Genomic DNA, 21,265 nt, shown 5'->3' with positions numbered 1-21,265 from the left:
GCTAGCCTCCGCAGTGTGCGGTGGGGGCTGGTCGGCGCGAGCGACATCGCCGCCGGCTCGATCATCCCCGGGATCCGCGCCCAGCCCGGCGGCCGCGTCGTCGCCGTGCACAGCCGGTCGGCCGAGCGCGGTGAGCGGTACGCGCGGCGGCACGGCATCGACCGCAGCCACGCCACCCTCGAGGCGCTGCTCGCCGACCCGGAGGTCGACGCGGTCTACGTGAGCACCACCAACGACCGGCACGCCGAAGAGACGATCGCCGCCGTGGGCAGCGGCCGGCACGTGCTGTGCGAGAAGCCGCTCGCGCTCACCCTCGCCGACGCCCGCGCGATGATCGACGCCGCGGCCGCCGCCGGGGTGGTGCTGGCCACCAACCACGGCCGGCGCAACGACCCCGCGCTGCGGGCGGCCCGCGACCTCGTCCGCGCCGGGGCCCTCGGTGAGCCGCGCGCCACCCGCAGCACCACGGCGGTCGAGCTGCCCGAGCGGCTGCGGGACTGGCGGCTGCGCGGCGGCGCGGGCGGCGGGGTCACCCTCGACCTGCTCGTGCACGACGCCGACACGCTGCGGTTCGTCCTCGACGACGACGTCGCGGCGGTGCAGGCCGCCGCGGCGGCGCACGGGCCGGGCGAGGACCCCGCCGACGACGTCGTCGCCGGGGTGCTCACCACCGCCGGCGGCCTGCTCGCCTCGTTCCTGTGCTCCTTCGCCACCCCGCACGGGGCGAGCGTCCTCGAGGTGTTCGGCGCGCACGGGGCGCTGCGCGCGGAGCGGGAGCCGGGCCGGCCGTCCTCGCTCGTCCTGCGCACCCCCGCCGGCGAGGAGCCGATCGCGCTGCCCGGGGCGCCACCCGTCGGCGTCGCCACGGTCGCGGCGTTCGAGGCGGCGGTCCGCGGGGAGGGCGCGCCCACGGCCACGGGGGAGGACGGCGTCGCCTCGCTGGCCGTGGCGCTGGCCGCGCGCGAGTCCGCGCGGACCGGGGCCAGGGTCGCGGTCGGGCGGTGACCCGTCAGCGGCGCGGCGGGGCCGCCAAGACCTCAGCGGCGCGGCGGGGCCGCCAAGACCTCAGCGGCGCGGCCGCGCCGCCAAGACCTCAGCGACGCGGCCGCGCCGCGAGGGCCCGGTCCACCGCCTCGGCGGACAGCACCTGCTCCAGCGCCGACCGCGCCGCACCGACCACGCCGGCGCGGTCGCCCAGGCTGCTCGGCACCACGCGCAGCCCGCGCGCCGCCTGCGGCTGGGTGCGCTGGTACAGCCGTTCCCGGACGGCGCCGACGAAGTGGTCGTGCACCAGCCCGAGGTCACCGCCGAGGGCCAGGATCCGCGGGTTGAGCAGGCTCACCGCCGTCGCCAGCACGTCGCCGATCACCAGCCCCGCCTCGCGGACCAGCCGGGTGGCCTCGGGGTGGCCGCTCTGCGCCAGCCGGACGACCGACCGGCTGTCGGGCGCGTCGACCCCCAGCTCCCGCAGCGTCCGCGCCAGCGCCCGCCCGCTCGCCGAGGCGGCCAGGCACCCGCGCGCCCCGCAGACGCACAGCGCGCCGTCCTCGGCGCTGGTGATCCTGACGTGCCCGAGGTCGCCCTCGGCGCTGTCGGCGCCGCGCAGCACCGCGCCGTCCACCACCATGCCGGCGCCGATGCCGGTGGACACCTTCACGAACAGCAGCGGCGAGGCGTCGGGGAACTCGCAGGAGAACTCGCCGAAGGCCATGGCGTTGGCGTCGTTGTCGACGACGCACGGCACGCCGAAGCGCTCGACGAGCTGGTCGCGGAAGGGGTGGTCGTGCCAGCCGGGCATGACCGAGGTGTTCTGCACGACCCGCCCGGCGGCCACGTCGACCGGGCCCGGGACGCTGAGCCCGAGGCCGAGCACCCGGCTCGTCGTCACGTCCGCCGTGCCGAGCATCTCCTCCCAGCGCTTCTCCACCCAGCCCAGCACCGCGTCGGGCCCCGCGGCCAGGTCGAGCTCGTGGGTCTCCTCGGCCAGGGACCGCCCGGCCAGGTCGCAGACCGCCAGGGTGGCGTGCGCGGCACCGAGGTCGGCGGCGAGCACGACGCCCCCGGAGCCGTCGAGGCCGAGCACGTGCGACGGGCGGCCGCGGACGCCGGGCTCCCGGCCGGACTCGCGCAGGTAGCCCGCCTCGACGAGGAGGTCGACGCGGGCGGCGACGGTGGAGCGGGACAGCCCGGTGAGCTCGATCAGGTCGCCGCGGGTCCGGGCCCTCCCTCGGCGGACGAGATCGAGCAGGTGCCCCGCACGTTCGGCGCGCTCGACCAGCTCCTCACCCCTTCTCCGCGCCGGCGGTCAGACCACCGGTCAGCAGCCGCTCACTGGCGAAGAAGAGTATGACGATCGGCAGGGTCAGGATCACCGAACCCGCCATGAGCACAGTCGTCGGGATCTCGATGCTGCCCGCCAGCTGCGACAGGCCCAGCGAGACCGTCCAGCGCGAGCGGTCCTCCACCAGGAACAGCAGCGCGAACAGGAACTCGTTCCACGCGATCATGAAGATGAACAGCGCGTTGGACAGGATCGCCGGCATCGCCAGCGGCAGCGTGATCTTGCGCAGGATCGTGAACCGGCTGGCACCGTCGACCGCGGCGGCCTCCTCGATGCTGGCCGGCACGGTCTGGAAGTAGTTGCGCAGCGTGTAGATCGCCACCGCCACCGTCTGCGACACGTAGACCAGCACCAGCGCGGCCAGCGAGCCCCGCAGCCCGATCCGCGTGAAGAAGACGAACAGCGGCACGGCCAGCAGGATGCTCGGGAACAGGTAGACGGCGAGGAACAGCACGCTGACCTTGCGCCGGCCGGGGAACTGCAGCCGGGCGATGGCGTAGGAGCCCAGGATGGCGAAGGCCAGCGTGACGGCCACCGTGCCCAGGGCGATGAGGCCGCTGTTGCGGATGAAGCCGAGGAAGCCCTGCCCGCCGTCGTCGGTGGGCGTCAGCACCTCGCGGTAGGTGCTGACCGTGAGCTCCTGCAGCGTGGGCCACAGCCGGCCCGGGTCCTGCACCAGCGAGCTCAGGTCCCGGACCGAGAGCAGGACCATGTAGTAGAAGGGGAAGAGCGTGAACAGCACCAGGAAGACGATCACGACCCAGCGCAGGACACCGAACACGCGGGTCTCGACCGCGTTGCGCGACCAGCCCCGCGCCCGGGGGGCCCGGGCCGGCAGGCCGGCGGGCGCGGCCGGGGTCTCGGCGGGGACCGTGGCGACGCCTGCCATCAGGCCACCTCGTCCTTCGCCGCGAACCGGTAGTAGACCGTGACCAGCACCGTGAGCACCGCGGCCAGGACCAGCGCCTGGGCCGAGGCGGCCCCGATGTCCCCGCGGCTGACCAGGTAGTCGAACACCCGCACGCTGATCACCTCGGTGCCGGCGCCGCCGCCGGTGAGCAGGTAGATGTCGTCGAAGTTGTTGAACGTCCAGATGAAGCGGAGCAGGGCCAGCACCGCGATCGTCGGCAGCAGCTGCGGCCACACCACGTGCCGGAAGACCTGCGTCGGCGTCGCGCCGTCGACCCGCGCCGCCTCCTCCAGGGTCGCCGGGGCGGCCTGCAGCCGGGCGGTGAGGAAGAGGAAGGCGAACGGGAACGAGCGCCACATCTCGAAGAAGATCACCGTGAGCAGTGCCCACGGGCGCTCGGACAGGAACGCGATGGGCTCGTCCCAGCCCAGCAGCCCCGTGCCGACCTCGTTCACGATGCCGAACTGCGGGTTGAGCATGACGCCCCAGACGAACGTCGCCGCCACGACCGGCGCCACGTAGGGCAGCAGGAGGGACGCGCGCACGAACCCGCGGCCGCGGAACGGGGCGCGCAGGGCCAGCGCCGCCACCAGGCCCAGCCCGATCGCCGCCGCCGTCCCCCCGGTGGCGTAGACGAGCGTGGTGACCAGGGAGCTCCAGAACCCGGGCGAGGTAAACACGTCGACGAAGTTGTCGAGCGTGTAGTCGCCGAACAGCCCGGCGGTGCGCAGCCGGATCAGCCGCAGGTCCTGGAAGGCCAGCATCACCGTCCAGAGGATCGGCAGCACCACCAGCACGAGCACGAGGACGACGGTCGGCGAGATCAGCGCCAGCCCGAAGCGCGCCTCCCGCCACTGGTGCAGCCCCCGGCGACCGCGGGTCTCCTCGCGGTCACCGGGGGGCCGGGTCGAGGTGGCCACCGGATCAGTCCAGGCCGTCGGCGATCTCCTGCAGGGCGTCGGCCGCCTGTTGCGCCGCCTCGTCCGGGCTGATCTCGCCGGCGGTCATGGCGGCGATCGCCTCCGGCACCGGGAGCTCACCGAGCGACGCGCCGATCAGGGCCCCCTGCCCCTGGGAGATGCCCCACGGCGCGATCGTGTCCGGGGCCTCCTGCAGGGCGGTCAGCACGTCGGGCCCGTAGAAGTCGGACAGCGGCGCCTTGGTGTCGACGCCGGCCGGCAGGGTCGCCCACGCGTCGATGAAGCGGGTCGGCTCGTCGGCCGTGCCCTGGCGGGTCGGCACCTTGCCCTCCGGGGCGAAGCCGATCCACTGCTCGTAGCCCTCCTCCATCATGTAGGCCACGAACTGCTGGGCGGACTCGGTGTCGGCGTCGGCGGTCACCGCCCACGAGACGACCTCGCCGAACTGCGCCCCCTCGTCACCGTCCGGGCCGGCGATCGTGGTGACCACGCCGCTGCTGCGGGCGAGGAACGCCGGGTCGGCGGTGCACTCCGGGCAGGTCGGCAGCGCGTCGTTCCGCAGCCCGGCCATCTCGTCGAGGATGAACGACGACCACACCACCATCGCGGCCTGGCCGGCGAAGTAGGCGGCCCGGGTGGTGTCGACGTCCTGCGCGCCCGAGACCGAGTACTGGGTGATCAGGTCGTTGTAGAACTCGAAGGCGGCCACGCACTCGTCGCTGCCGATCTGGATCGCGCCGTCGTCGTCGACCATCTGGCAGCCGTTGCCCAGCGCCAGGTGCTCGAAGGTCTGCTGGGTGAACGGGTCGTTCGGCACGTTGGCGCCAGTGAAGCCGGCCAGCTCGGGGGTGTCGAGCGCCTGGGCCGCGGCCAGGATGTCCTCGTAGGTCTCCGGCGCCGCGAGGCCCGCCGCGTCGAAGAGGTCCTTGCGGTAGACCAGCAGCTGCGCCCAGCCGTCGCTCGGCACGGCCAGCTGCGTGTCGCCGTCCCGGGTCAGCTCCAGGGCCTGCTCGGAGAAGGTGTCCGCGCCGAGCTCCTCGACGACGGCGGCGGCCGCGTCGGGGTCGTGCAGCTCGTTGGCCGCCAGCGCCTGGACGCCGGCCAGCGACAGCGCGCCGATGACGTCGGGCAGCTCCCCGGCGGCCGCGGACGAGGTGAGCAGCTGGTTGTACTGGTCCTCGGCGACGCCGACCAGCTCGACCTCGATGCCGGTCTCCTCGGTGAACGCCGCGGCGATCTCCTCCTGGGCCTGCAGCCGGTCGGGGAGGTTCTCCAGCGTCCAGACCGTGAGCGAGCCGTCACCGCCGCCGTCGCCGCCTCCGCCGCCACCACCGTCGTCGGAGCCGCACCCGGCGACGAGGACGGCCGCACTGGCCACGGCGAGGGTTCCGCGGAGTCGTCGCGTCGCTGCGCTCATTCCGTTCTCCTCTTGCTGGGAGCGGCCGGGTGCTACGGACAGTAGCGGCCAGCGGTGTTCCGTACATCACAAACGAGGCACAGCAATTATGTAGTGCAGTCAGGCGTAAAGCGTCAAGCGGTCGTTGTAAAGTGGTCTGTGGGCACGCCGATATGGCTCCCGTGAACCAGAAAGACCGGGAGGCGAGCGCCACCGTGGGCACTCCGACGACGGCGGCCGTGCGCCCCGCCCCGATCGCGCAGCCGCTGCGCCGCGGGGGCGCCGCGCTCCACGGGCGGCCCGTGGTGGTGAGCTTCACCGGCCCGGGCAGCGTCGCCCTGGTGGAGGAGGACGCGCCCGTCCTCCGGCCCGGGTCGGTGCGGGTGCGCACCCTCTACTCCGGGATCTCGGCCGGGACGGAGATGACCGCCTACCGGGGTTCGAACGTCTACCTGAACAAGCACTGGGACCCCGAGCGGCGGCTGTTCACCGACGGTGGGCGCAGCTTCGACTACCCCGTCACCGGCTGGGGCTACAGCGAGGTCGGCGAGGTGGTCGAGGTCGCCGACGACGTCGCGGACCTGCGGCCGGGCGACGTCGTCCACGGCATCTGGGGCCACCGGAGCGAGGCCGTGCTGCCCGCCGGGACGCTGGCCGGCCGCCGGCTGCCACCCGGGGTCGACCCGGTGGTCGGCGTGTTCGCCCGGGTGGGGGCCATCGCGCTCAACGCCGTCCTCGCCGCCGACGTGCACCTCGGCGAGACCGTCGCCGTCTTCGGGCAGGGCGTGATCGGGCTGCTCGCCACCCGCCTGGCCGTGCTGTCCGGCGCCCGGGTGGTCGCCGTCGACGGGATCGCCCCGCGCCGCGAGCTGGCCAGCCGGCTCGGCGCCGTCCTGGCGCTCGACCCCACCGACGAGGCCGTCCCCGTCGCCGAGTGCGTGAAGAACGGCACGGGGGCCGGCGCCGACGTGACCATCGAGCTCAGCGGCTCGTACCGGGCGCTGCACGAGGCGGTGCGCTGCACCGTGCCCGGCGGCCGGGTGATCGCCTCGGGCTTCTACCAGGGCGAGGGGACCGGCCTGCACCTGGGTGAGGAGTTCCACCACAACCGCATCCAGATCGTCGCCTCGCAGATCGGCGGCGTGCCCGCCGGGCTGGGGGACCGGTGGACGCCCGAGCGGCTGCACCGCGTCTTCATGGACCTCGTGGTCGACGGCCGGGTCGACGTCGCCTCGCTGGTGTCGCACGTCGTGCCCTGCCAGGACGTCGCCGCGGCCTACCGGCTGCTCGACGAGCGCCCGGCCGAGGCCCTGCAGGTGGTGCTCGACTTCCGCGCCGCCGCGCGCCCGGCTGCCGCGCTGGAGCGCGCGTCGTGAGGCTCGCCGTCCAGGAGCAGGTCCTCCCCGGGGCGACCCTGCAGGAGAAGTGGGACACCGCGCTGGCCTGGGGCTTCGACGGCGTGGAGCTGCGCGGCCAGGGCGGTCACGCGCTGCGCGAGCGGCTGCCGCAGCTGCGCGCGGCGCAGCGCGACGGCGTCGTGCTGCCCACCGTCTGCGTGGAGATGGACCACTTCATCGGCGACTTCGACGCCGACCGGCGGGCCGACGCGCTGGCCAACATGACCACGCAGGTCGAGGTCATCGGTGCGCTCGGCGGCGTCGGCGCGATGACCCCCGCCTCCTGGGGGATGTTCTCCCGCCGGCTGCCCCCGTTCACCCCGCCCCGCTCGCCCGAGGAGGACCGCGAGGTCCTGCTCGACGCGCTCGTCCGGCTCGGCGAGGTCGCCGAGCGGGAGGGGACGCGCATCCTGCTCGAACCGCTGAACCGCTACGAGGACCACATGGTGAACACCCTGGCCCAGGCCGCCGAGCTGGCGGAGGCCACGGGACTGAAGAGCGTCCGGGTGGGTGCCGACACCTACCACATGAACATCGAGGAGGCCGACCCGCCGGCCGCGCTGCGCGGCGTCGCCGGCCGCCTCGGTCACGTGCAGCTCTCCGACAGCAACCGGCTCGAGCCCGGCGCCGGCCACGTCGACTGGGCCGCGCACCTGCGGGCGCTCGACGCGCTCGGCTACGACGGCTTCCTCGCCTTCGAGTGCCGGCTGTCCGGCGACGCCGCCACGGTGCTGCCCCGCGCCACGGCGCTGCTGCGGAGCCTCGCGTGACCACCGCCGACGACCTGACCGACGACCTGGCGCTCGACTGGGCCGCGGACGCCGTCCTCGCGGAGACCGGCGTCCGCGGCGCGGAGCTGGCCGCCCGCGCCGCCTACGCCCTGCGGGCGAACAGCGCCGGGGCCATGACCAAGGCCGCGCCGCACCTCTACCCGCACCAGTGGAGCTGGGACGCCGCGTTCGTCTCGGTGGGCATCGCGCACCTCGACCCGCGCCGCGCGTGCGCGGAGCTCGACCACCTGTTCAGCGGGCAGTGGGCCACCGGCATGCTGCCGCACATCGTCTTCGACCCCGACGAGCACGACTACTTCCCCGGCCCCGACCGGTGGGGGTGCGAGGTCAGCGACGCCGCGCCGGCGGCGCCCCGCACCAGCGGCATCTGCCAGCCGCCGGTGCACGCCCTGGCGGTGGAGCGCATCGCCGCCATCGCGGACAGCCACGGACCGGCCGCGGCCGCGCACGTGCGCGCCTGGCTCCCCGGCGCCTACCGGACGCTGCTGGCCTGGCACCGCTACCTCGCCGACCGGCGCGATCCCGAGGGCACCGGCCTGCTCACCGTCCACCACGGCTGGGAGGGCGGGATGGACAACTCGCCCCGCTGGGACGGGCCCTACTCCCGGGTCGACGTCCCGGCCGACCTGCCGCCCTACCGGCGCCGGGACACCCGGATCGTGACCGACACCCGGCAGCGCCCCACGCAGCTGGAGTACGACCGGTACCTGACCAGCGTCGAGGAGCTGAAGGCCGCCCGCTACGACGACGCCCGCATCCGGGCGACGGCGAGCTACCTCACCACCGACGTCTTCATGTCCGCGATCATGGCCGCCGCGAGCGAGGCCCTGGCCCGGATCGCCCGGTCGCTGGGCGCGCCGGAGGTCGCCGAGCTCGAGGAGCACGCGGCGCGCTTCCGCGCCGGCGTGGCGGCCGGCGTCGACCCCGAGCTGGGCCTGGCGCTGGACACCGACCTGCGCACCGGTGAGCGGCTGCGCGTGCAGACCGTGGCCGGGTTCGCCCCGCTGCTGTGCGGCGGCCTCGACGAGGCGGGCGAGCGCGCGATGGTGCGCCTGCTGCGGTCGACCGACTGGACCGGGCACCCCGCCCTGCGGCACGCCGTCCTGCCGACGACCAGCCCGACGTCGCCGGACTTCCGGCGGCGGGCCTACTGGCGCGGCCCGAGCTGGCCGGTGATCAACTGGCTGTTCGTCTGGATGCTGGAGCAGCGCGGCCTCGAGGACGTCGCGGCGCCGCTGCGCCGCGCCTCGCTGGACCAGCTGGCCGAGGGCTCGCTGGCGGAGTACTACGAGCCGTTCACGGGCGAGCCGCTGGGCAGCGCCTGCCAGTCCTGGACGGCGGCCGCGGCCCTCGACCTGCTGCTCACCTGAGCCGTCGGAGTGCCACGGCGCGGATCCCGCGCCCGTGGCACTCCGCTCAGGACGACGGCGGGGTGTGGTGGACCGCCTCGACGTTGTTGCCGTCGGGGTCGCGGAAGAAGACGCCGTAGTAGCCCGGGTGGTACTCGGGCCAGATCCGCGGCTCGTGCAGGATCTCCGCGCCGGCGTCCTTCGCGAGCGCGAACACCTCGTCGACCGCCTCCCGCGAGGGCGCGCGCAGCGCCAGGTGCACCGGCCGCACGCCGTCGTCCACCTGGGTGCCCAGCCACAGCTGCGGGAAGCCGTCGGGGCCGCACAGCCCCACCGCGTCCCCGTGGCGCATGGCCTCGCGCACGCCCAGCGGGGCGAACACGCGCGTGTAGAACGACGCCGCGGCATCGAGGTCCGCGACCTGCAGCGAGAGGTGGTCGATCACGCGGCGCAGGCTAACGGCCCGGCGTCCCGCTGCGGTGATCATGGCGTCCGGGGAGCGGCACGCCGGGTCGCCGCGGCGTGCCGCTCCCCGAGCTCCATGATCGCCGGGGGGGCGGGGGCCGCGGGCAGCGCTCCGGTGGCGCCGCTGCTTGGATGGAGCGCAGCGCCGGGACCGCCCCGGGAGCAGGAGGGAGCACCGTGGCCGAGCTGACCCGACCGGACGTCGACCCGCCGACCGGCCCCGCCCCGGCCGACCTCGTCGTCGAGGACCTCGTGGTGGGCGACGGCCCCGAGGCGACCCCCGGCAGCCTGGTGAGCGCGCACTACGTCGGCGTGACCCACGAGGGCGGCGAGCAGTTCGACGCCTCCTGGGACCGCGGCGACCCGCTGGAGTTCCGGCTGGGCGTGGGAATGGTCATCCAGGGCTGGGACGAGGGCATCACCGGCATGCGGGTCGGCGGCCGCCGCCGGCTCACGATCCCGCCGCACAAGGCCTACGGCGACCGCGGCGCCGGCGGCGTCATCAAGCCCGGCGCCACCCTGGTCTTCGTGGTGGACCTCGTCGGCGTGCGGTAGGTCTCCGGCGGTTGCCGAACCCAACCGCGGGGCACCGATGGCGCCATGAGTCCGCCGGCGCCCGAGCAGTCCGTCGTCACCCCGGGGCCGCCGGCTCCGCCCGTTCCCGGGGACACCGGCGGCCCCGAGCACGACAGCGGCGGCGAGAGCACCGGCACCGTCGTCCTCGCCGGGCTGGCCAACCTCGGCATCGCGATCGCCAAGCTCGTCGGCGGCCTGATCAGCCACTCCTCGGCGATGCTGTCCGAGGCGGCGCACTCCCTGGCCGACACCATCACCGAGGTCCTGCTGTTCATCGCGCTCAAGCGCGGCAACCGGCCGGCCGACGACAAGCACCCGTTCGGCTACGGCCGCGAGACGTACTTCTGGGCGTTCATGGCGTCGCTGTGCACGTTCGTGCTCGGCGCCGGCTTCTCGGTGTGGCAGGGGATCAGCACGATCCTGCACGGCGAGGAGCAGGGCTCGCCGACCGTCGCCTACGTCGTCCTGGCCGTCTCCTTCGTGCTGGAGGGGGCGTCGTTGCTCAAGGCGGTGCGCCAGGTCCGCGGCGCGGCGCGCCGGTGGAAGGTCACGCCGGGCCGGTACCTGTCGGCGACCACCGACACCACGGTCAAGGCGGTCACCTTCGAGGACAGCGCGGCGCTGGTCGGGCTCCTGCTGGCCGCGGCCGGCCTGTTCCTCGAGCACGTCACCGGCGATCCCACGTGGGACGGCGTCGCGGCCATCACCATCGGCGTCCTGCTGCTCGCCGTGGCGTACTCGCTGGCGCGGGCCAACGCCTCGCCCCTGATCGGCCAGGCGGCCTCCTCGCGGATCGAGGAGGAGCTGCGCCGGGAGATCCTGGCGCTGCCGCACGTCGAGCAGGTCCCGCTGCTGATCACCTCGGTGATCGGGCCCGGGCAGCTCGTCGTCGCCGCCAAGGTCGACTTCACCGACGAGGCCACCGCCGACGAGATCGAGCGGACGTCCGACGACGCGGAGCGCCGGCTGGTCGCCCGGCACCCGGGCGTGCGCTACGTGTTCCTCGACCCGACCGACGCCGCCGGCCACGTGCAGGCGGAGGCGCACCGGCCCGCGGAATGACCCGGGACTGGTTGAACGTTCACCCGACCATGCGGATCGAGGTGTGGTCGGACGTCGTCTGCCCCTGGTGCTACATCGGCAAGCGGCGCCTGGAGGCGGCCCTGGAGCGGTTCCCCCACCGCGACCAGGTCGAGGTGGTCTGGCGGTCGTTCCAGCTCGACCCGTCGATCCCCGAGGGCGAGACCTTCCCCACGCTGCCCGCGCTCGCGGAGAAGTACGGCCGCTCGGTCGAGGAGATGCGCGCCATGCAGGCGCGGGTCGAGGAGATGGCCGCCGGCGAGGGCCTGCGCTACGACCTGGCGAACGGCGTCAGCGGCAACACCCTGCCGGCCCACGAGCTGCTGCACCTGGCCGCGGCGCGCGGCCGGGGCGGGGAGATGAAGGAGCGGCTGCTGCACGCCCACTTCGAGGAGGGCCGCCCGGTGTTCTCCGTCGAGGACCTGCTCCCCCTCGCCGTGGAGGTGGGCCTGGACGAGGCCGAGGTGCGCGCCGCGCTCGCCGACCGCCGCTACCTGCCGGCCGTCCACGAGGACGTCGCCACCGCCCGGGCGCTCGGCGCCACGGGGGTGCCGTTCTTCGTGGTCGACCGGAAGTACGGCGCCGCCGGCGCCCAGCCGGCCGCCCTGCTGCTGCAGGTCCTCGAGCAGGCGTGGGCCGAGGCCCACCCGCTGCGCACCGTGCCGGACGCCGACGGCTGTGCCGGGGACGCCTGCGCGCTGTAGCTACTGGGTCGCCGGACCGCCCTGCTCGGTGCCGGACAGCTGCCGCAGGAACTCGTGGCAGCGCCTGGCCCGCTGCGAGTCCTGCTCCATGACCTCGCGGAAGAAGCCCGCGATGTCGTCGAGCCCGGCGTTCTCGGCGTCCCGCACGTACTGGCCGTAGTCGTGCCCGGCCTTGAGCGAGTGGTACTGCACCGAGATCAGGTCGTAGGTCACGTCCTCGAAGCCGGTCTCACCGGTGGCCATCGTTACCTCCTCGAGCTGGGGGGATTGCGGGACGGCGAGGGCTTTCCCGTGGTGGGGCCCGTGAAACGGCTCAGCCGCGCGGCGCCTCGGAGAAGGCACCGCCGGTGACGTCGCCGCCGCCGGCGTCGTCGGCCTCGGTCCCCCCGGCCTGCAGCTCGTCCTCGCCGGTCGCCGTCGGGTCGTCCGCGGTGGAGGCGAGGTCGGCGCCCTCGGCGAGGGCGCCCGGGTCGGCCTGCGTGGTGCGCGGGTCGTTGAGCGGGTCGGGGACGTCGGGATCGGTGACGGTCATGGCCGGTCGCATGCCCCGGCCGGCCCCTGGTCAACCCGTAACAGATATGTTACGCATTAGCCGTGGAGGCGCTCGGGGCCCTCGCCGACCCCACCCGGCGGGAGATCGTCGCGCTGCTCGCGCGCCGCGAGCTCGCCGCCGGTGAGCTGGCCGCCCGCTTCCCGGTGAGCCGCCCGGCGATCAGCCGGCACCTGCGGGTGCTGCGCGAGGCCGGGCTGGTGCACGACCGGGTGGAGGGCCGCCACCGCCTCTACGCGCTCGACCCGCGACCGCTGCGGGAGCTCGACGACTGGCTGGAGCCCTACCGCGACCTGTGGGCCGCCCGCCTGGACGCGCTCGACACCGAGATCGCCCGCGGCCGGCGGGCCCGACGGACCGGAGACACGGCATGAGCGACAGCCCCGACGACCGCCGCGGCGTCGTCACCCCCGAACCCGGCGGCGGCCGGCGGCTGGTGTTCCGCCGGAGCTGGCCCGACCCGATCGAGGACATCTGGTCGGCGCTCACCGAGAACGACCGGTTGGCCCGCTGGATCGGCACCTACGAGGGCGAGCGCGGCGCCGGCGGCACCGGCACGTTCATGATGCTCCACGAGGGGGACGAGCCGGCCGCCTCGCCGACCACCATCGTCGAGTGCGACCCGCCGCGGCGGCTCGTCCTGGAGTGGACGCAGCCGGAGCACTGGCGGGTCGAGCTGGACCTGAGCACGCAGGGCGGCCGCACCGTCCTGCTGTTCAGCCAGGTCCTGCCGACCGAGGAGGGCGTCGCGGACGTCGCGGCCGGCTGGCACTGGTACCTCGACAAGCTCGCGGCCGAACTGCACGGCGAGCCCCAGCCGACCGACTGGGACGCCTTCCTCGCCGAGGTCGGCCCGGCCTACCGCGCCTGACGGCCGGTCCGCGCCATGACCCCGCCATCACCCCGTCATGACCGCGCCGTGCCGCGCGGCACGCGGCCGGCGAGGGAGTCGCCGGGGTGGTGGGCCGGCCGCGCCGTCGCCCACGTCCGCAGCGCCGGCACGGTGACCGGGGCGCTGGATGGGAGGAGCTCGTAGGCCGCCCGGCGCGCGACGGCGAGGGCGTGCCCGGCGAGGCCGGTGGCGGGCCGGGCGGGTGAGCAGCGTGTTCACGGCGGCGCAGCGCGGGGCCGGCGCGTCGCCGGATGTGGTGAACGCCGCGGCGCACCACAGGCGCGCGACCCCGGACAAGACGTCTTATACGTAACATCTCTCACGGTTACACGACGGTGTACGCCTTGTAGCCTGACCCGATCCGGAGCCCCGGTCGCGCCGTCCCGGCGTCGGTGCGGCGGGACCAGTTCAGCCACATGGATGGAGATGCCGTGACCTCAGTGGCCACCCCCGGCTTGGACAACGCGCCCACGACGCACACCCGGCTGCTGGCATGGGTGCGGGAGATGGCCGAGCTCGCGACCCCCGACCGGGTCGTGTGGGTCGACGGCAGCGACGAGGAGTGGGAGCGGCTCACCGGGAAGCTGGTCGAGGCCGGCACGTTCACCCGCCTGGAGAAGAAGCCGAACTCCTTCTGGTGCGCCTCCGACCCCAGCGACGTGGCGCGCGTCGAGGACCGCACCTTCATCTGCTCGGTCGACGAGGCCGACGCGGGGCCGACCAACAACTGGATGGCCCCGGACGAGATGAAGTCGATCATGACCGAGCTGTACCGCGGGTGCATGCGGGGCCGGACCATGTACGTGATCCCGTTCTGCATGGGCCCGGTCGAGGCCGAGAACCCGATGTTCGGCGTCGAGCTCACCGACTCCGAGTACGTCGTCGTCTCGATGCGCGTCATGGCCCGCATCGGCAGCCGCATCCTCCAGGCCATGGGGGACGACGCGACGTTCGTGCCGGCCATGCACTCGGTCGGCGCCCCGCTGGAGCCCGGTCAGCAGGACGTGCCCTGGCCGTGCAGCTCGACGAAGTACATCACCCAGTTCCCGGAGGAGCGGGCCATCTGGTCCTACGGCTCCGGCTACGGCGGCAACGCCCTGCTGGGCAAGAAGTGCTACTCGCTGCGGATCGCGTCGGTCATGGCCCGCGACGAGGGCTGGCTCGCCGAGCACATGCTGATCCTCAAGCTGACCAGCCCCCAGCAGAGGACCTACTACATCGCCGCCGCCTTCCCCTCGGCCTGCGGCAAGACCAACCTGGCCATGCTCGAGCCCACCATCCCCGGCTGGAAGGTGGAGACCCTCGGCGACGACATCGCCTGGATGCGCTTCGGCGAGGACGGCCGGCTCTACGCGCTCAACCCCGAGTACGGCCTGTTCGGCGTCGCGCCGGGCACCGGCTGGGACACCAACCCCAACGCGATGCGCACGATCGACGAGGGCAACTCCGTCTTCACCAACGTGGCCCTCACCGACGACGGCGACATCTGGTGGGAGGGGATGACCGACGAGCCCCCGGCCCACCTGACCGACTGGAAGGGCCGCGACTGGACGCCGGGCTCCGCGGAGCCGTCCAGCCACCCCAACAGCCGGTTCTGCACGCCGATCACCCAGTGCCCGATCCTGGCGCCGGAGTACCACGACCCGAAGGGCGTGCCGATCTCGGCGATCCTCTTCGGCGGCCGCCGCAAGACCACGATCCCGCTGGTCACCGAGGCGCGGGACTGGAACCACGGCGTCTTCATGGGCGCGACGCTGTCGTCGGAGACCACCGCGGCCGCCACCGGCGCCGTCGGCGTCGTCCGCCGCGACCCGTTCGCGATGCTGCCGTTCATCGGCTACAACGCCGGCGACTACTTCCGGCACTGGGTGGAGACCGGCAAGGCGCACGACGCGGCCAAGCTGCCGCGGATCTTCTACGTCAACTGGTTCCGCCGCGACGACGACGGCGGCTTCCTCTGGCCGGGCTTCGGCGAGAACAGCCGCGTGCTCAAGTGGGTCGTCGAGCGGCTCGAGGGCACCGCGGCCGCCGAGGAGACGCCGATCGGGCACGTCCCGACCGCCGACTCCCTCGACGTCTCCGGCCTCGACCTGACCCGCGAGCAGGTCGAGAAGGCGCTCGCCGTCGACAAGGACGAGTGGCGCGCCGAGGTCCCGCAGATCACCGAGTGGTTCGAGAAGTTCGGCGACAAGCTGCCCAGCACGATGTGGGACGAGCTGGAGATCCTCAAGCACCGCCTGGACGGCTGACGGGAGGACCCCGCTGCAGGGGCCGACGGCGATCAGCTCACCTGATCCGGACCGGTCCTCCCCCGCGTCGCACCGCGGGGGAGGACCCGTCCCGGTAAGGGAGGACGACGCCCGCCCGCGCCGCGGAGCCGTGACCCTCGCGGCGCGCCGCGCGGGCGCGACCACACGGCGCGGGTGGGCGCGGCGGGCGCCACGTCCGGGTGATCACGGCCGGTCCGGCGTGTCGTGGAGCCCGTCCGACGCGCCGCGTGACCGGGGCGTCGGTTAGCGTGACGACGCCTGACACCTTCTCCGACGGAGACCTCCCCCCTCGTGGCCAATCCCTATCTGCACGTGCTGCGCACGCCGCACGCGCTGCCCATGGTGCTGGCCGCCTTCATCGGCCGGCTCCCGCTGTCGATGGTGGGGCTCGGCTGCGTCCTCCTCGTCGCCTCGGAGACCGGCTCCTACGGCTTCGGCGGGGCGGTGGCCGCCGTCGGCGCGGTGACGACGGCGCTCGCCGGACCGGTGATCGGGCGGCTCGCCGACAGCCACGGCCAGCGCCGGGTGCTGCTGCCCGTGCTCGCCGTCTTCGTCGCCGCCGGCGCGCTCTTCCTCGCCGCGGTGAAGGAGGACTGGCCGCGCTGGATCGTCTTCGCGGGGGCCGGTGTCGCCGGGGCGTGCATCCCACCGGTGGCCTCGATGATCCGGGTGCGCTGGACGCACCTGCTGCGCGGCAGCCACCGCCTGCCCACCGCGCTGGCCATGGAGTCGGTGGTCGACGAGTTCGTCTTCATCGTCGGCCCGGTGCTGGTCACGTTCCTGTCCACGACCGGGCACGCCACCTCCGGCGTGGTCACCGCGTTCACCCTCGCCGTCGTCGGCAGCCTGCTCTTCGCCGCCCAGCGCCGCACCGAGCCCCCGCCCGGTGGCCACGAGAGCCGTTCCGGCCCCTCCGCCATGCGCACCCCGGGGCTGCGGGTGCTCTTCGTCGTCGGCGGGGCCGTCGGGGCGATCCTCGGCACGCTGGAGATCGCGCTGGTCGCGTTCGCCGACGAGGTCGGCGCGATGTCGCTGTCCGGCGTCCTGATCGCGGGGCTCGCCGTCGGGTCGATGGCCAGCGGCATCGGCTGGGGTGCGGTGCACTGGCGGCACCCGCTGCGCCACCGCCTGCTCGTGGTGCTGGTGGCGCTCACCGTGCTGAGCGTCCCGCTGCTGCTCATCGGCGACATCTGGGTGATGATCCCGTTCGTCGTCGTGGCCGGGATCGCCGTGTCGCCGTCGCTGATCAGCTCGTTCACCCTGGCGGAGCTGCTCGTGCCGCGGGCCGCGGTGACCGAGGCGTTCACCTGGATCGGCACGGCGCTCGGTCTCGGGGTGGCCCTGGGCGCCTCGGTCGCCGGCAAGATCGTCGACGTCGCCGGCGCGAACGCCGCCTTCCTCGTCGCCACCGTCTCCGCCGGCGTCGCCGCCGTGGCCGTCGGCGTGTTCCAGCGGCTGCTGCACGTGCCCGCCGAGCACGCCGCGGAGCCGGCGCTCGCCGCCTGAGCAAAACACACCAAGTCGCTCGTATTTGACGGGATTCGCTTCGCCTGGTTGATTGGGGGCGTGACTCCGCTGCTCCTCCACCGCCGGTCCGACGTGGACCTGCTGCGGGTGGCGAGCGCGCTGTGTCCGGGTCGCTGAGCACGCACCCCTCTCATCGACCACTGCCGCCGTAGCCGCGGCCACCCCCGTGAGGACCCCTTCCCGCATGTCTCCGGCACCGCTGTCCGCTGCCCTCGCCGACCCCCGCATCGCCCCGCTCGTGGCCGCCGCGGCCACCCGCCCGACCGGCTCGGCCGCGCTCGCCGTCGCCCTCGCCGCCCGCCCCGGCCTCTGGGAGCCGGTGGTCGGCTTCCGCGAGAGCACGCGGTGGACGGCGCTGCTCGAGCCCGACGACGTCCGCCCGTTCCTCGACGCGTCGCTGCACGACGAGCTCGACGACGCGCAGATCTGGCTGCTGTCCTGGCTGCCCGGCCAGGGCACGCCGCTGCACGACCACGGCGACTCGGCCGGCGCGTTCGCCGTCGCCCGCGGCACGCTCACCGAGAAGGTGGTCGCCACCGGGGGACCGGGTCGGCCCCGCGAGACCGACACCGGCCTGCCGGCCGGGCGGGTCCGCTACTTCGGCCCCCGCTACGTGCACCAGGTGACCAACCGGCACGCCGAGCCCGCCGTGAGCGTGCACGTGTACGCGCCCCGGCTGACCCTGATGAACACCTACCGCATCGCCGACGACGGCCTGGTCCGCACCGGCACCGAGCGCGCGGGGGTGGACTGGTGACGGCGCGGCCGGCCGGCGCCCGCACCATCGACGAGCTGCTGGCCGAGGCGCGCAGCCGGCTCGACCGCGTGACCCCGGCGGAGGCCGCGGCCCGCGTCGCCCGGGGGGCGCTGCTGGTCGACATCCGCCCCGCCGCGCAGCGCGCGGCCGAGGGCGAGGTGCCCGGCGCGCTGGTGGTGGAGCGCAACGTCCTCGAGTGGCGGTTCGACCCGGCGTCGGAGGCCCGGCTGCCGCAGGCGACCGGGTACGACGTCGAGGTCGTCGTGCTCTGCTCGGAGGGCTACACCTCCAGCCTCGCGGCCGACGCGCTGCGCTCGCTCGGCCTGTCGCGGGCCACCGACGTCGTCGGCGGGTTCGCCGCCTGGGAGGCCGCGGGGCTGCCCGTCCGGGGCTGAGATGCTGCCCGGGTGACCCGTCCACGCGCCGCCGCCGGTGGCGGCCGCACGCTCGGCGTGGCCCCGGAGCGGCTGGGGCGCTGGCTCGACGGCGTCGCCGACCGGCACGGCGCCTTCACCGAGGTGGCGGCGGACGACGGCGCGGTGCGCATCGCCTGCGCCGACGGCACCACCGCGGTGCTGCGGGCGCCGTTCGGCTGGACGCCGGAGCCGGCGCTGCTGACGGGCTTCACCGCCGCGGCGCGCCGGCCCCGGCGGGCAGCGGTCCTGCTGGTGCGGCGCGGCCGGTGGGCGGTGGGCGTCTTCACCGGCGCGCAGCTGGAGGTCTCCAAGGTCGACGCCCGGCTCGTGCAGGGGCGCAGCGCGGCCGGCGGGTGGTCGCAGCAGCGGTTCGCCCGCCGCCGGGCCAACCAGACCGACGCCGTCGTGACCGCGGCCGCCGACACCGCCGCGCGGGTGCTCCTGACGCACGCCGGCTCGGTGGAGGCGCTGTTCACCGGCGGCGACCGCGGCCTGGTCGACGCCGTCCTGGCCGACCCGCGGCTGGCGCCGCTCGCCGCGCTGCGCCGCGAGCCCGCGCTCGAGGTGGGCGAGCCGACGAAGGCGGTGCTGCTCGCGACGCCGCAGCAGTTCCGCGCGGTCGCCGTCCACATCGTGGAACCCCACGAGCGCTGACGGCCACGATCAGCCCACCTGATCCGGACAGCTCCTCCCCCACGCCGCACCGCGGGGGAGGAGCCGCGGGGACCAGGTCACCTGATCACGGCCGCGGAAACGGGCGTGACGGATCGGCCGGCCGGGCGTAACGTCCTCCGACCGTGTCCTCCGCAGCGAGCGCGACGACCACCTCCCCCGACCCCGTCCTCACCGCCGAGCGCGCCCACCTGGCGCGCGCGGCCGACTGCCTGACCGAGATGCGCGCCGCGGCCGCCGCGGTCACCGACGCCGGCGTCGACGCCTGGGCCTCCGAGCGGCTGGGCGCCGCCCGCGCCGAGCGGCTGCGCCGGCTGGCCGCCGACCCCGGCGTGCCGCCCTTCTTCGGCCGCACCGACACGGCGACCGAGACCTTCCACATCGGCCGCCGGCACGTCCGCGACGCGGCGGGCGACCCGGTGGTCATCGACTGGCGGGCGCCGATGAGCCGGCCGTTCTACCAGGCCAGCGCGGCGGATCCGCAGGGCCTGGTGCGCCGCCGCCGGTTCGGCTTCGCCGGCGGCGAGCTGACCGGCTACGAGGACGAGCTGCTCGGGGCCGGGGACGAGCACGAGAGCGAGTTCCTGCGGCGGGAGATCGAGCGCCCGCGCAGCGGTCCGATGCGCGACATCGTCGCCACCATCCAGCCCGAGCAGGACGAGATCGTGCGGGCGCCGCTGACCGAGTCGATCTGCGTGCAGGGCGCCCCGGGCACCGGGAAGACGGCGGTCGGGCTGCACCGCGCCGCCTACCTGCTCTACACGCACTCCGGGCAGCTGGCCCGCACCGGCGTGCTGGTGGTCGGGCCCAACCGGGCGTTCCTGCGCTACATCGAGCAGGTGCTGCCCACCCTCGGCGAGGTGGACGTCGAGCAGACCACGGTCGCCGGCCTCACCGCGCGCGTCCCGGTGCGCGCGGCCGAGGAGCCGGCCCTCCACGTGCTCAAGGGCGACGCCCGCATGGCCGAGGTGCTCCGCCGGGCGCTGTGGGGCGGCATCGCCAAGCCGGCCGAGGACCTGCTCGTCCCCCTGGCCGGGCGGCGCTACCGGGTCCCGGTCGAGCGGCTCAAGCGCTGCGTCGACGACCTGCGCCGCCGCGGGCGGAACGCCGACCACCTGCAGGCGCTGCACTACGCCGCCGGCCGCGAACGGCTCGCCATGGCGCTCGCCGAGGACGCCCGCCGGCAGAAGGAGCTCGCCGGCGGCAGCCCCACCGACACCGAGACCCGGCGAGCGGCCCGCAGCCCCGAGGTGCGGGCCTTCTGCGACGAGGTGTGGCCGGCCTGGGACGCCGCCGACCTGGTCCACGCCCTGCTCACCGAGCCCGACCGGCTGGCCCGCGCCGCCCGGGGCGTCCTCGACGACGACGAGCAGGCGGCGCTGCACCGGCCCGCCCGCTCGCCGCGCACCGCGCCCTGGACCGAGGCCGACGCCGTCCTCGTCGACGAGGCCGCCGGGCTGCTGGCGCGCACCCCCGGCTACGGGCACGTGGTCGTCGACGAGGCGCAGGACCTCTCCCCGATGCAGTGCCGGGCGATCGCCCGCCGGCTGGCGGCCGGCTCGCTGACCGTGCTGGGCGACCTCGCGCAGGCGACCGGCCCGTGGGCGGTGGCCGACTGGGCCCGCACCCTCGCCGACCTCGGCCGGCCGGGCACCGCCGTGCGCCCGCTCACCCGCGGCTACCGCGTGCCCGGCGAGGTGCTCGACTACGCCAACCGGCTGCTGCCGGCCATCGCCCCCGGGCTGCCGCCCGCCACGGCCACCCGCCGGGACGCCGGCTCGCTGACCGTGCGGCCGGTGGGCACGTTCGCCGGGCCGCTCGTCGACGTCGTCGCCCGGCTGGCCGCCGACGAGGGGTCGATCGGCGTGGTGTGCGGGGACGCCGCCGTCGCGGAGGTGGTCGCCCTGCTGCGCGACGCCGGGCTGCCCGCCGAGGCGCTGACCGACGACGGCGAGGCCCTGGACCGCAGCAGGGCGCGCGTCGCCGTGGTGCCCGCGACGCTGGCCAAGGGCCTGGAGTTCGACGCCGTCGTGGTGGTCGACCCCGGCGCGATCGCGGCCGCGGAGCCGCGCGGCCTGCACCGGCTCTACGTCGTCCTCACCCGTGCGGTGAGCACCCTCGTCGTCCTCCACCGCGGGGACCTGCCGCCGGAGCTCGCCGTGTAGGGACGACGCCGCTCCCCCGCCGCGGGCAGGACCCCGCCCGGGACCCGGCAGCGGAGCCACTCCGGTCCCGCCTGTCCCTGCGCGGCG

The 21,265-nt window shown here is 75.0% G+C and carries 22 protein-coding genes and 1 pseudogene; 15 read left to right on the top strand and 8 right to left on the bottom strand.

The window, feature by feature from the left end:
• The first annotated feature begins 15 nt into the window (after positions 1-15).
• Positions 16-1,005: a Gfo/Idh/MocA family protein gene (locus ACI78S_RS03700; protein ID WP_456970854.1), complete on the top strand. Its 990-nt coding sequence runs from the start codon at positions 16-18 to the stop codon at positions 1,003-1,005.
• An 88-nt stretch (positions 1,006-1,093) separates the two neighbouring features.
• On the opposite strand, the gene ACI78S_RS03695 is transcribed toward ACI78S_RS03700, so the two are convergent.
• From ACI78S_RS03695 to ACI78S_RS03675, 5 genes and pseudogenes are all read right to left on the bottom strand, one after another.
• Complete coding sequence (locus ACI78S_RS03695; protein ID WP_456970853.1) at positions 1,094-2,083, bottom strand: ROK family protein; 990 nt, start codon at positions 2,081-2,083, stop codon at positions 1,094-1,096.
• A 51-nt stretch (positions 2,084-2,134) separates the two neighbouring features.
• Positions 2,135-2,278, bottom strand: a pseudogene (locus tag ACI78S_RS03690) (helix-turn-helix domain-containing protein); the annotation flags it as partial.
• A 4-nt stretch (positions 2,279-2,282) separates the two neighbouring features.
• A complete protein-coding gene (locus ACI78S_RS03685; protein WP_456970852.1) occupies positions 2,283-3,230 on the bottom strand; it encodes a carbohydrate ABC transporter permease in 948 nt (315 codons plus the stop codon).
• On the bottom strand, positions 3,230-4,171 hold the full coding sequence (locus ACI78S_RS03680) for a carbohydrate ABC transporter permease (protein WP_456970851.1): 942 nt from the start codon (positions 4,169-4,171) through the stop codon (positions 3,230-3,232). Before ACI78S_RS03680 ends, ACI78S_RS03685 begins: the two co-directional genes overlap by 1 nt.
• A gap of 4 nt (positions 4,172-4,175) precedes the next feature.
• Complete coding sequence (locus ACI78S_RS03675; protein WP_456970850.1) at positions 4,176-5,588, bottom strand: ABC transporter substrate-binding protein; 1,413 nt, start codon at positions 5,586-5,588, stop codon at positions 4,176-4,178.
• A gap of 161 nt (positions 5,589-5,749) precedes the next feature.
• Here ACI78S_RS03675 and ACI78S_RS03670 point away from each other — a divergent pair, with 161 nt between their 5' ends.
• From ACI78S_RS03670 to ggh, 3 genes are read left to right on the top strand one after another with little or no spacing between them, the layout of a single operon-like run.
• Positions 5,750-6,943 carry a zinc-binding dehydrogenase gene (locus ACI78S_RS03670; RefSeq protein WP_456970849.1) on the top strand — a complete coding sequence of 398 codons (1,194 nt, stop codon included), beginning with the start codon at positions 5,750-5,752 and terminating at the stop codon, positions 6,941-6,943.
• Complete coding sequence (locus ACI78S_RS03665; RefSeq protein ID WP_456970848.1) at positions 6,940-7,734, top strand: sugar phosphate isomerase/epimerase family protein; 795 nt, start codon at positions 6,940-6,942, stop codon at positions 7,732-7,734. The genes ACI78S_RS03670 and ACI78S_RS03665 overlap by 4 nt, the downstream gene beginning before the upstream one ends.
• Positions 7,731-9,125: a glucosylglycerate hydrolase gene (gene ggh, locus ACI78S_RS03660; protein WP_456970847.1), complete on the top strand. Its 1,395-nt coding sequence runs from the start codon at positions 7,731-7,733 to the stop codon at positions 9,123-9,125. The genes ACI78S_RS03665 and ggh overlap by 4 nt, the downstream gene beginning before the upstream one ends.
• 46 nt (positions 9,126-9,171) lie before the next feature.
• Here ggh and ACI78S_RS03655 read toward each other — a convergent pair whose 3' ends face one another.
• On the bottom strand, positions 9,172-9,549 hold the full coding sequence (locus ACI78S_RS03655) for a VOC family protein (protein WP_456970846.1): 378 nt from the start codon (positions 9,547-9,549) through the stop codon (positions 9,172-9,174).
• 197 nt (positions 9,550-9,746) lie between these two features.
• On the opposite strand from ACI78S_RS03655, the gene ACI78S_RS03650 reads away from it, so the two are divergent.
• From ACI78S_RS03650 to ACI78S_RS03640, 3 genes are read left to right on the top strand one after another with little or no spacing between them, the layout of a single operon-like run.
• Complete coding sequence (locus ACI78S_RS03650; RefSeq protein WP_456970845.1) at positions 9,747-10,124, top strand: FKBP-type peptidyl-prolyl cis-trans isomerase; 378 nt, start codon at positions 9,747-9,749, stop codon at positions 10,122-10,124.
• A gap of 45 nt (positions 10,125-10,169) precedes the next feature.
• Positions 10,170-11,207: a cation diffusion facilitator family transporter gene (locus tag ACI78S_RS03645; RefSeq protein ID WP_456970844.1), complete on the top strand. Its 1,038-nt coding sequence runs from the start codon at positions 10,170-10,172 to the stop codon at positions 11,205-11,207.
• 29 nt (positions 11,208-11,236) lie between these two features.
• Positions 11,237-11,929, top strand: a complete 693-nt coding sequence (locus tag ACI78S_RS03640; protein WP_456970843.1) for a DsbA family oxidoreductase — start codon at positions 11,237-11,239, stop codon at positions 11,927-11,929.
• Here the strand turns inward: ACI78S_RS03640 and ACI78S_RS03635 are convergent, their stop codons facing one another.
• Positions 11,930-12,172 (bottom strand): acyl carrier protein, encoded by a 243-nt coding sequence (locus tag ACI78S_RS03635; RefSeq protein WP_456970841.1) that lies wholly within the window; start codon positions 12,170-12,172, stop codon positions 11,930-11,932.
• A gap of 70 nt (positions 12,173-12,242) precedes the next feature.
• Entirely contained in the window at positions 12,243-12,461 is a 219-nt protein-coding gene (locus tag ACI78S_RS03630) for a hypothetical protein (protein ID WP_456970840.1), read from the bottom strand.
• Positions 12,462-12,523: 62 nt separating this feature from the next.
• Between ACI78S_RS03630 and ACI78S_RS03625 the strand changes: the two genes are divergently transcribed.
• From ACI78S_RS03625 to ACI78S_RS03590, 8 genes are all read left to right on the top strand, one after another.
• Positions 12,524-12,853 (top strand): ArsR/SmtB family transcription factor, encoded by a 330-nt coding sequence (locus ACI78S_RS03625; RefSeq protein ID WP_456970839.1) that lies wholly within the window; start codon positions 12,524-12,526, stop codon positions 12,851-12,853.
• Complete coding sequence (locus ACI78S_RS03620) at positions 12,850-13,350, top strand: SRPBCC family protein (RefSeq protein WP_456970838.1); 501 nt, start codon at positions 12,850-12,852, stop codon at positions 13,348-13,350. Before ACI78S_RS03625 ends, ACI78S_RS03620 begins: the two co-directional genes overlap by 4 nt.
• Positions 13,351-13,802: 452 nt before the next feature.
• On the top strand, positions 13,803-15,620 hold the full coding sequence (locus tag ACI78S_RS03615; RefSeq protein WP_456970837.1) for a phosphoenolpyruvate carboxykinase (GTP): 1,818 nt from the start codon (positions 13,803-13,805) through the stop codon (positions 15,618-15,620).
• Between the two features lie 312 nt (positions 15,621-15,932).
• Positions 15,933-17,147 carry an MFS transporter gene (locus ACI78S_RS03610; protein WP_456970836.1) on the top strand — a complete coding sequence of 405 codons (1,215 nt, stop codon included), beginning with the start codon at positions 15,933-15,935 and terminating at the stop codon, positions 17,145-17,147.
• Positions 17,148-17,352: 205 nt separating this feature from the next.
• A complete protein-coding gene (locus ACI78S_RS03605) occupies positions 17,353-17,925 on the top strand; it encodes a cysteine dioxygenase (RefSeq protein WP_456970835.1) in 573 nt (190 codons plus the stop codon).
• Positions 17,922-18,320 (top strand): rhodanese-like domain-containing protein, encoded by a 399-nt coding sequence (locus tag ACI78S_RS03600; protein WP_456970834.1) that lies wholly within the window; start codon positions 17,922-17,924, stop codon positions 18,318-18,320. The genes ACI78S_RS03605 and ACI78S_RS03600 overlap by 4 nt, the downstream gene beginning before the upstream one ends.
• A gap of 12 nt (positions 18,321-18,332) precedes the next feature.
• Positions 18,333-18,995, top strand: a complete 663-nt coding sequence (locus ACI78S_RS03595; RefSeq protein ID WP_456970833.1) for an acVLRF1 family peptidyl-tRNA hydrolase — start codon at positions 18,333-18,335, stop codon at positions 18,993-18,995.
• A 143-nt stretch (positions 18,996-19,138) separates the two neighbouring features.
• Positions 19,139-21,178 carry a HelD family protein gene (locus ACI78S_RS03590; RefSeq protein WP_456970832.1) on the top strand — a complete coding sequence of 680 codons (2,040 nt, stop codon included), beginning with the start codon at positions 19,139-19,141 and terminating at the stop codon, positions 21,176-21,178.
• The last annotated feature ends 87 nt before the right edge of the window (positions 21,179-21,265 follow it).

This window comes from Geodermatophilus sp. SYSU D00815, assembly GCF_054050035.1.
Note: the sequence above shows the minus strand (reverse complement) of the source record. Positions and strands in the feature narration are given on the sequence as shown.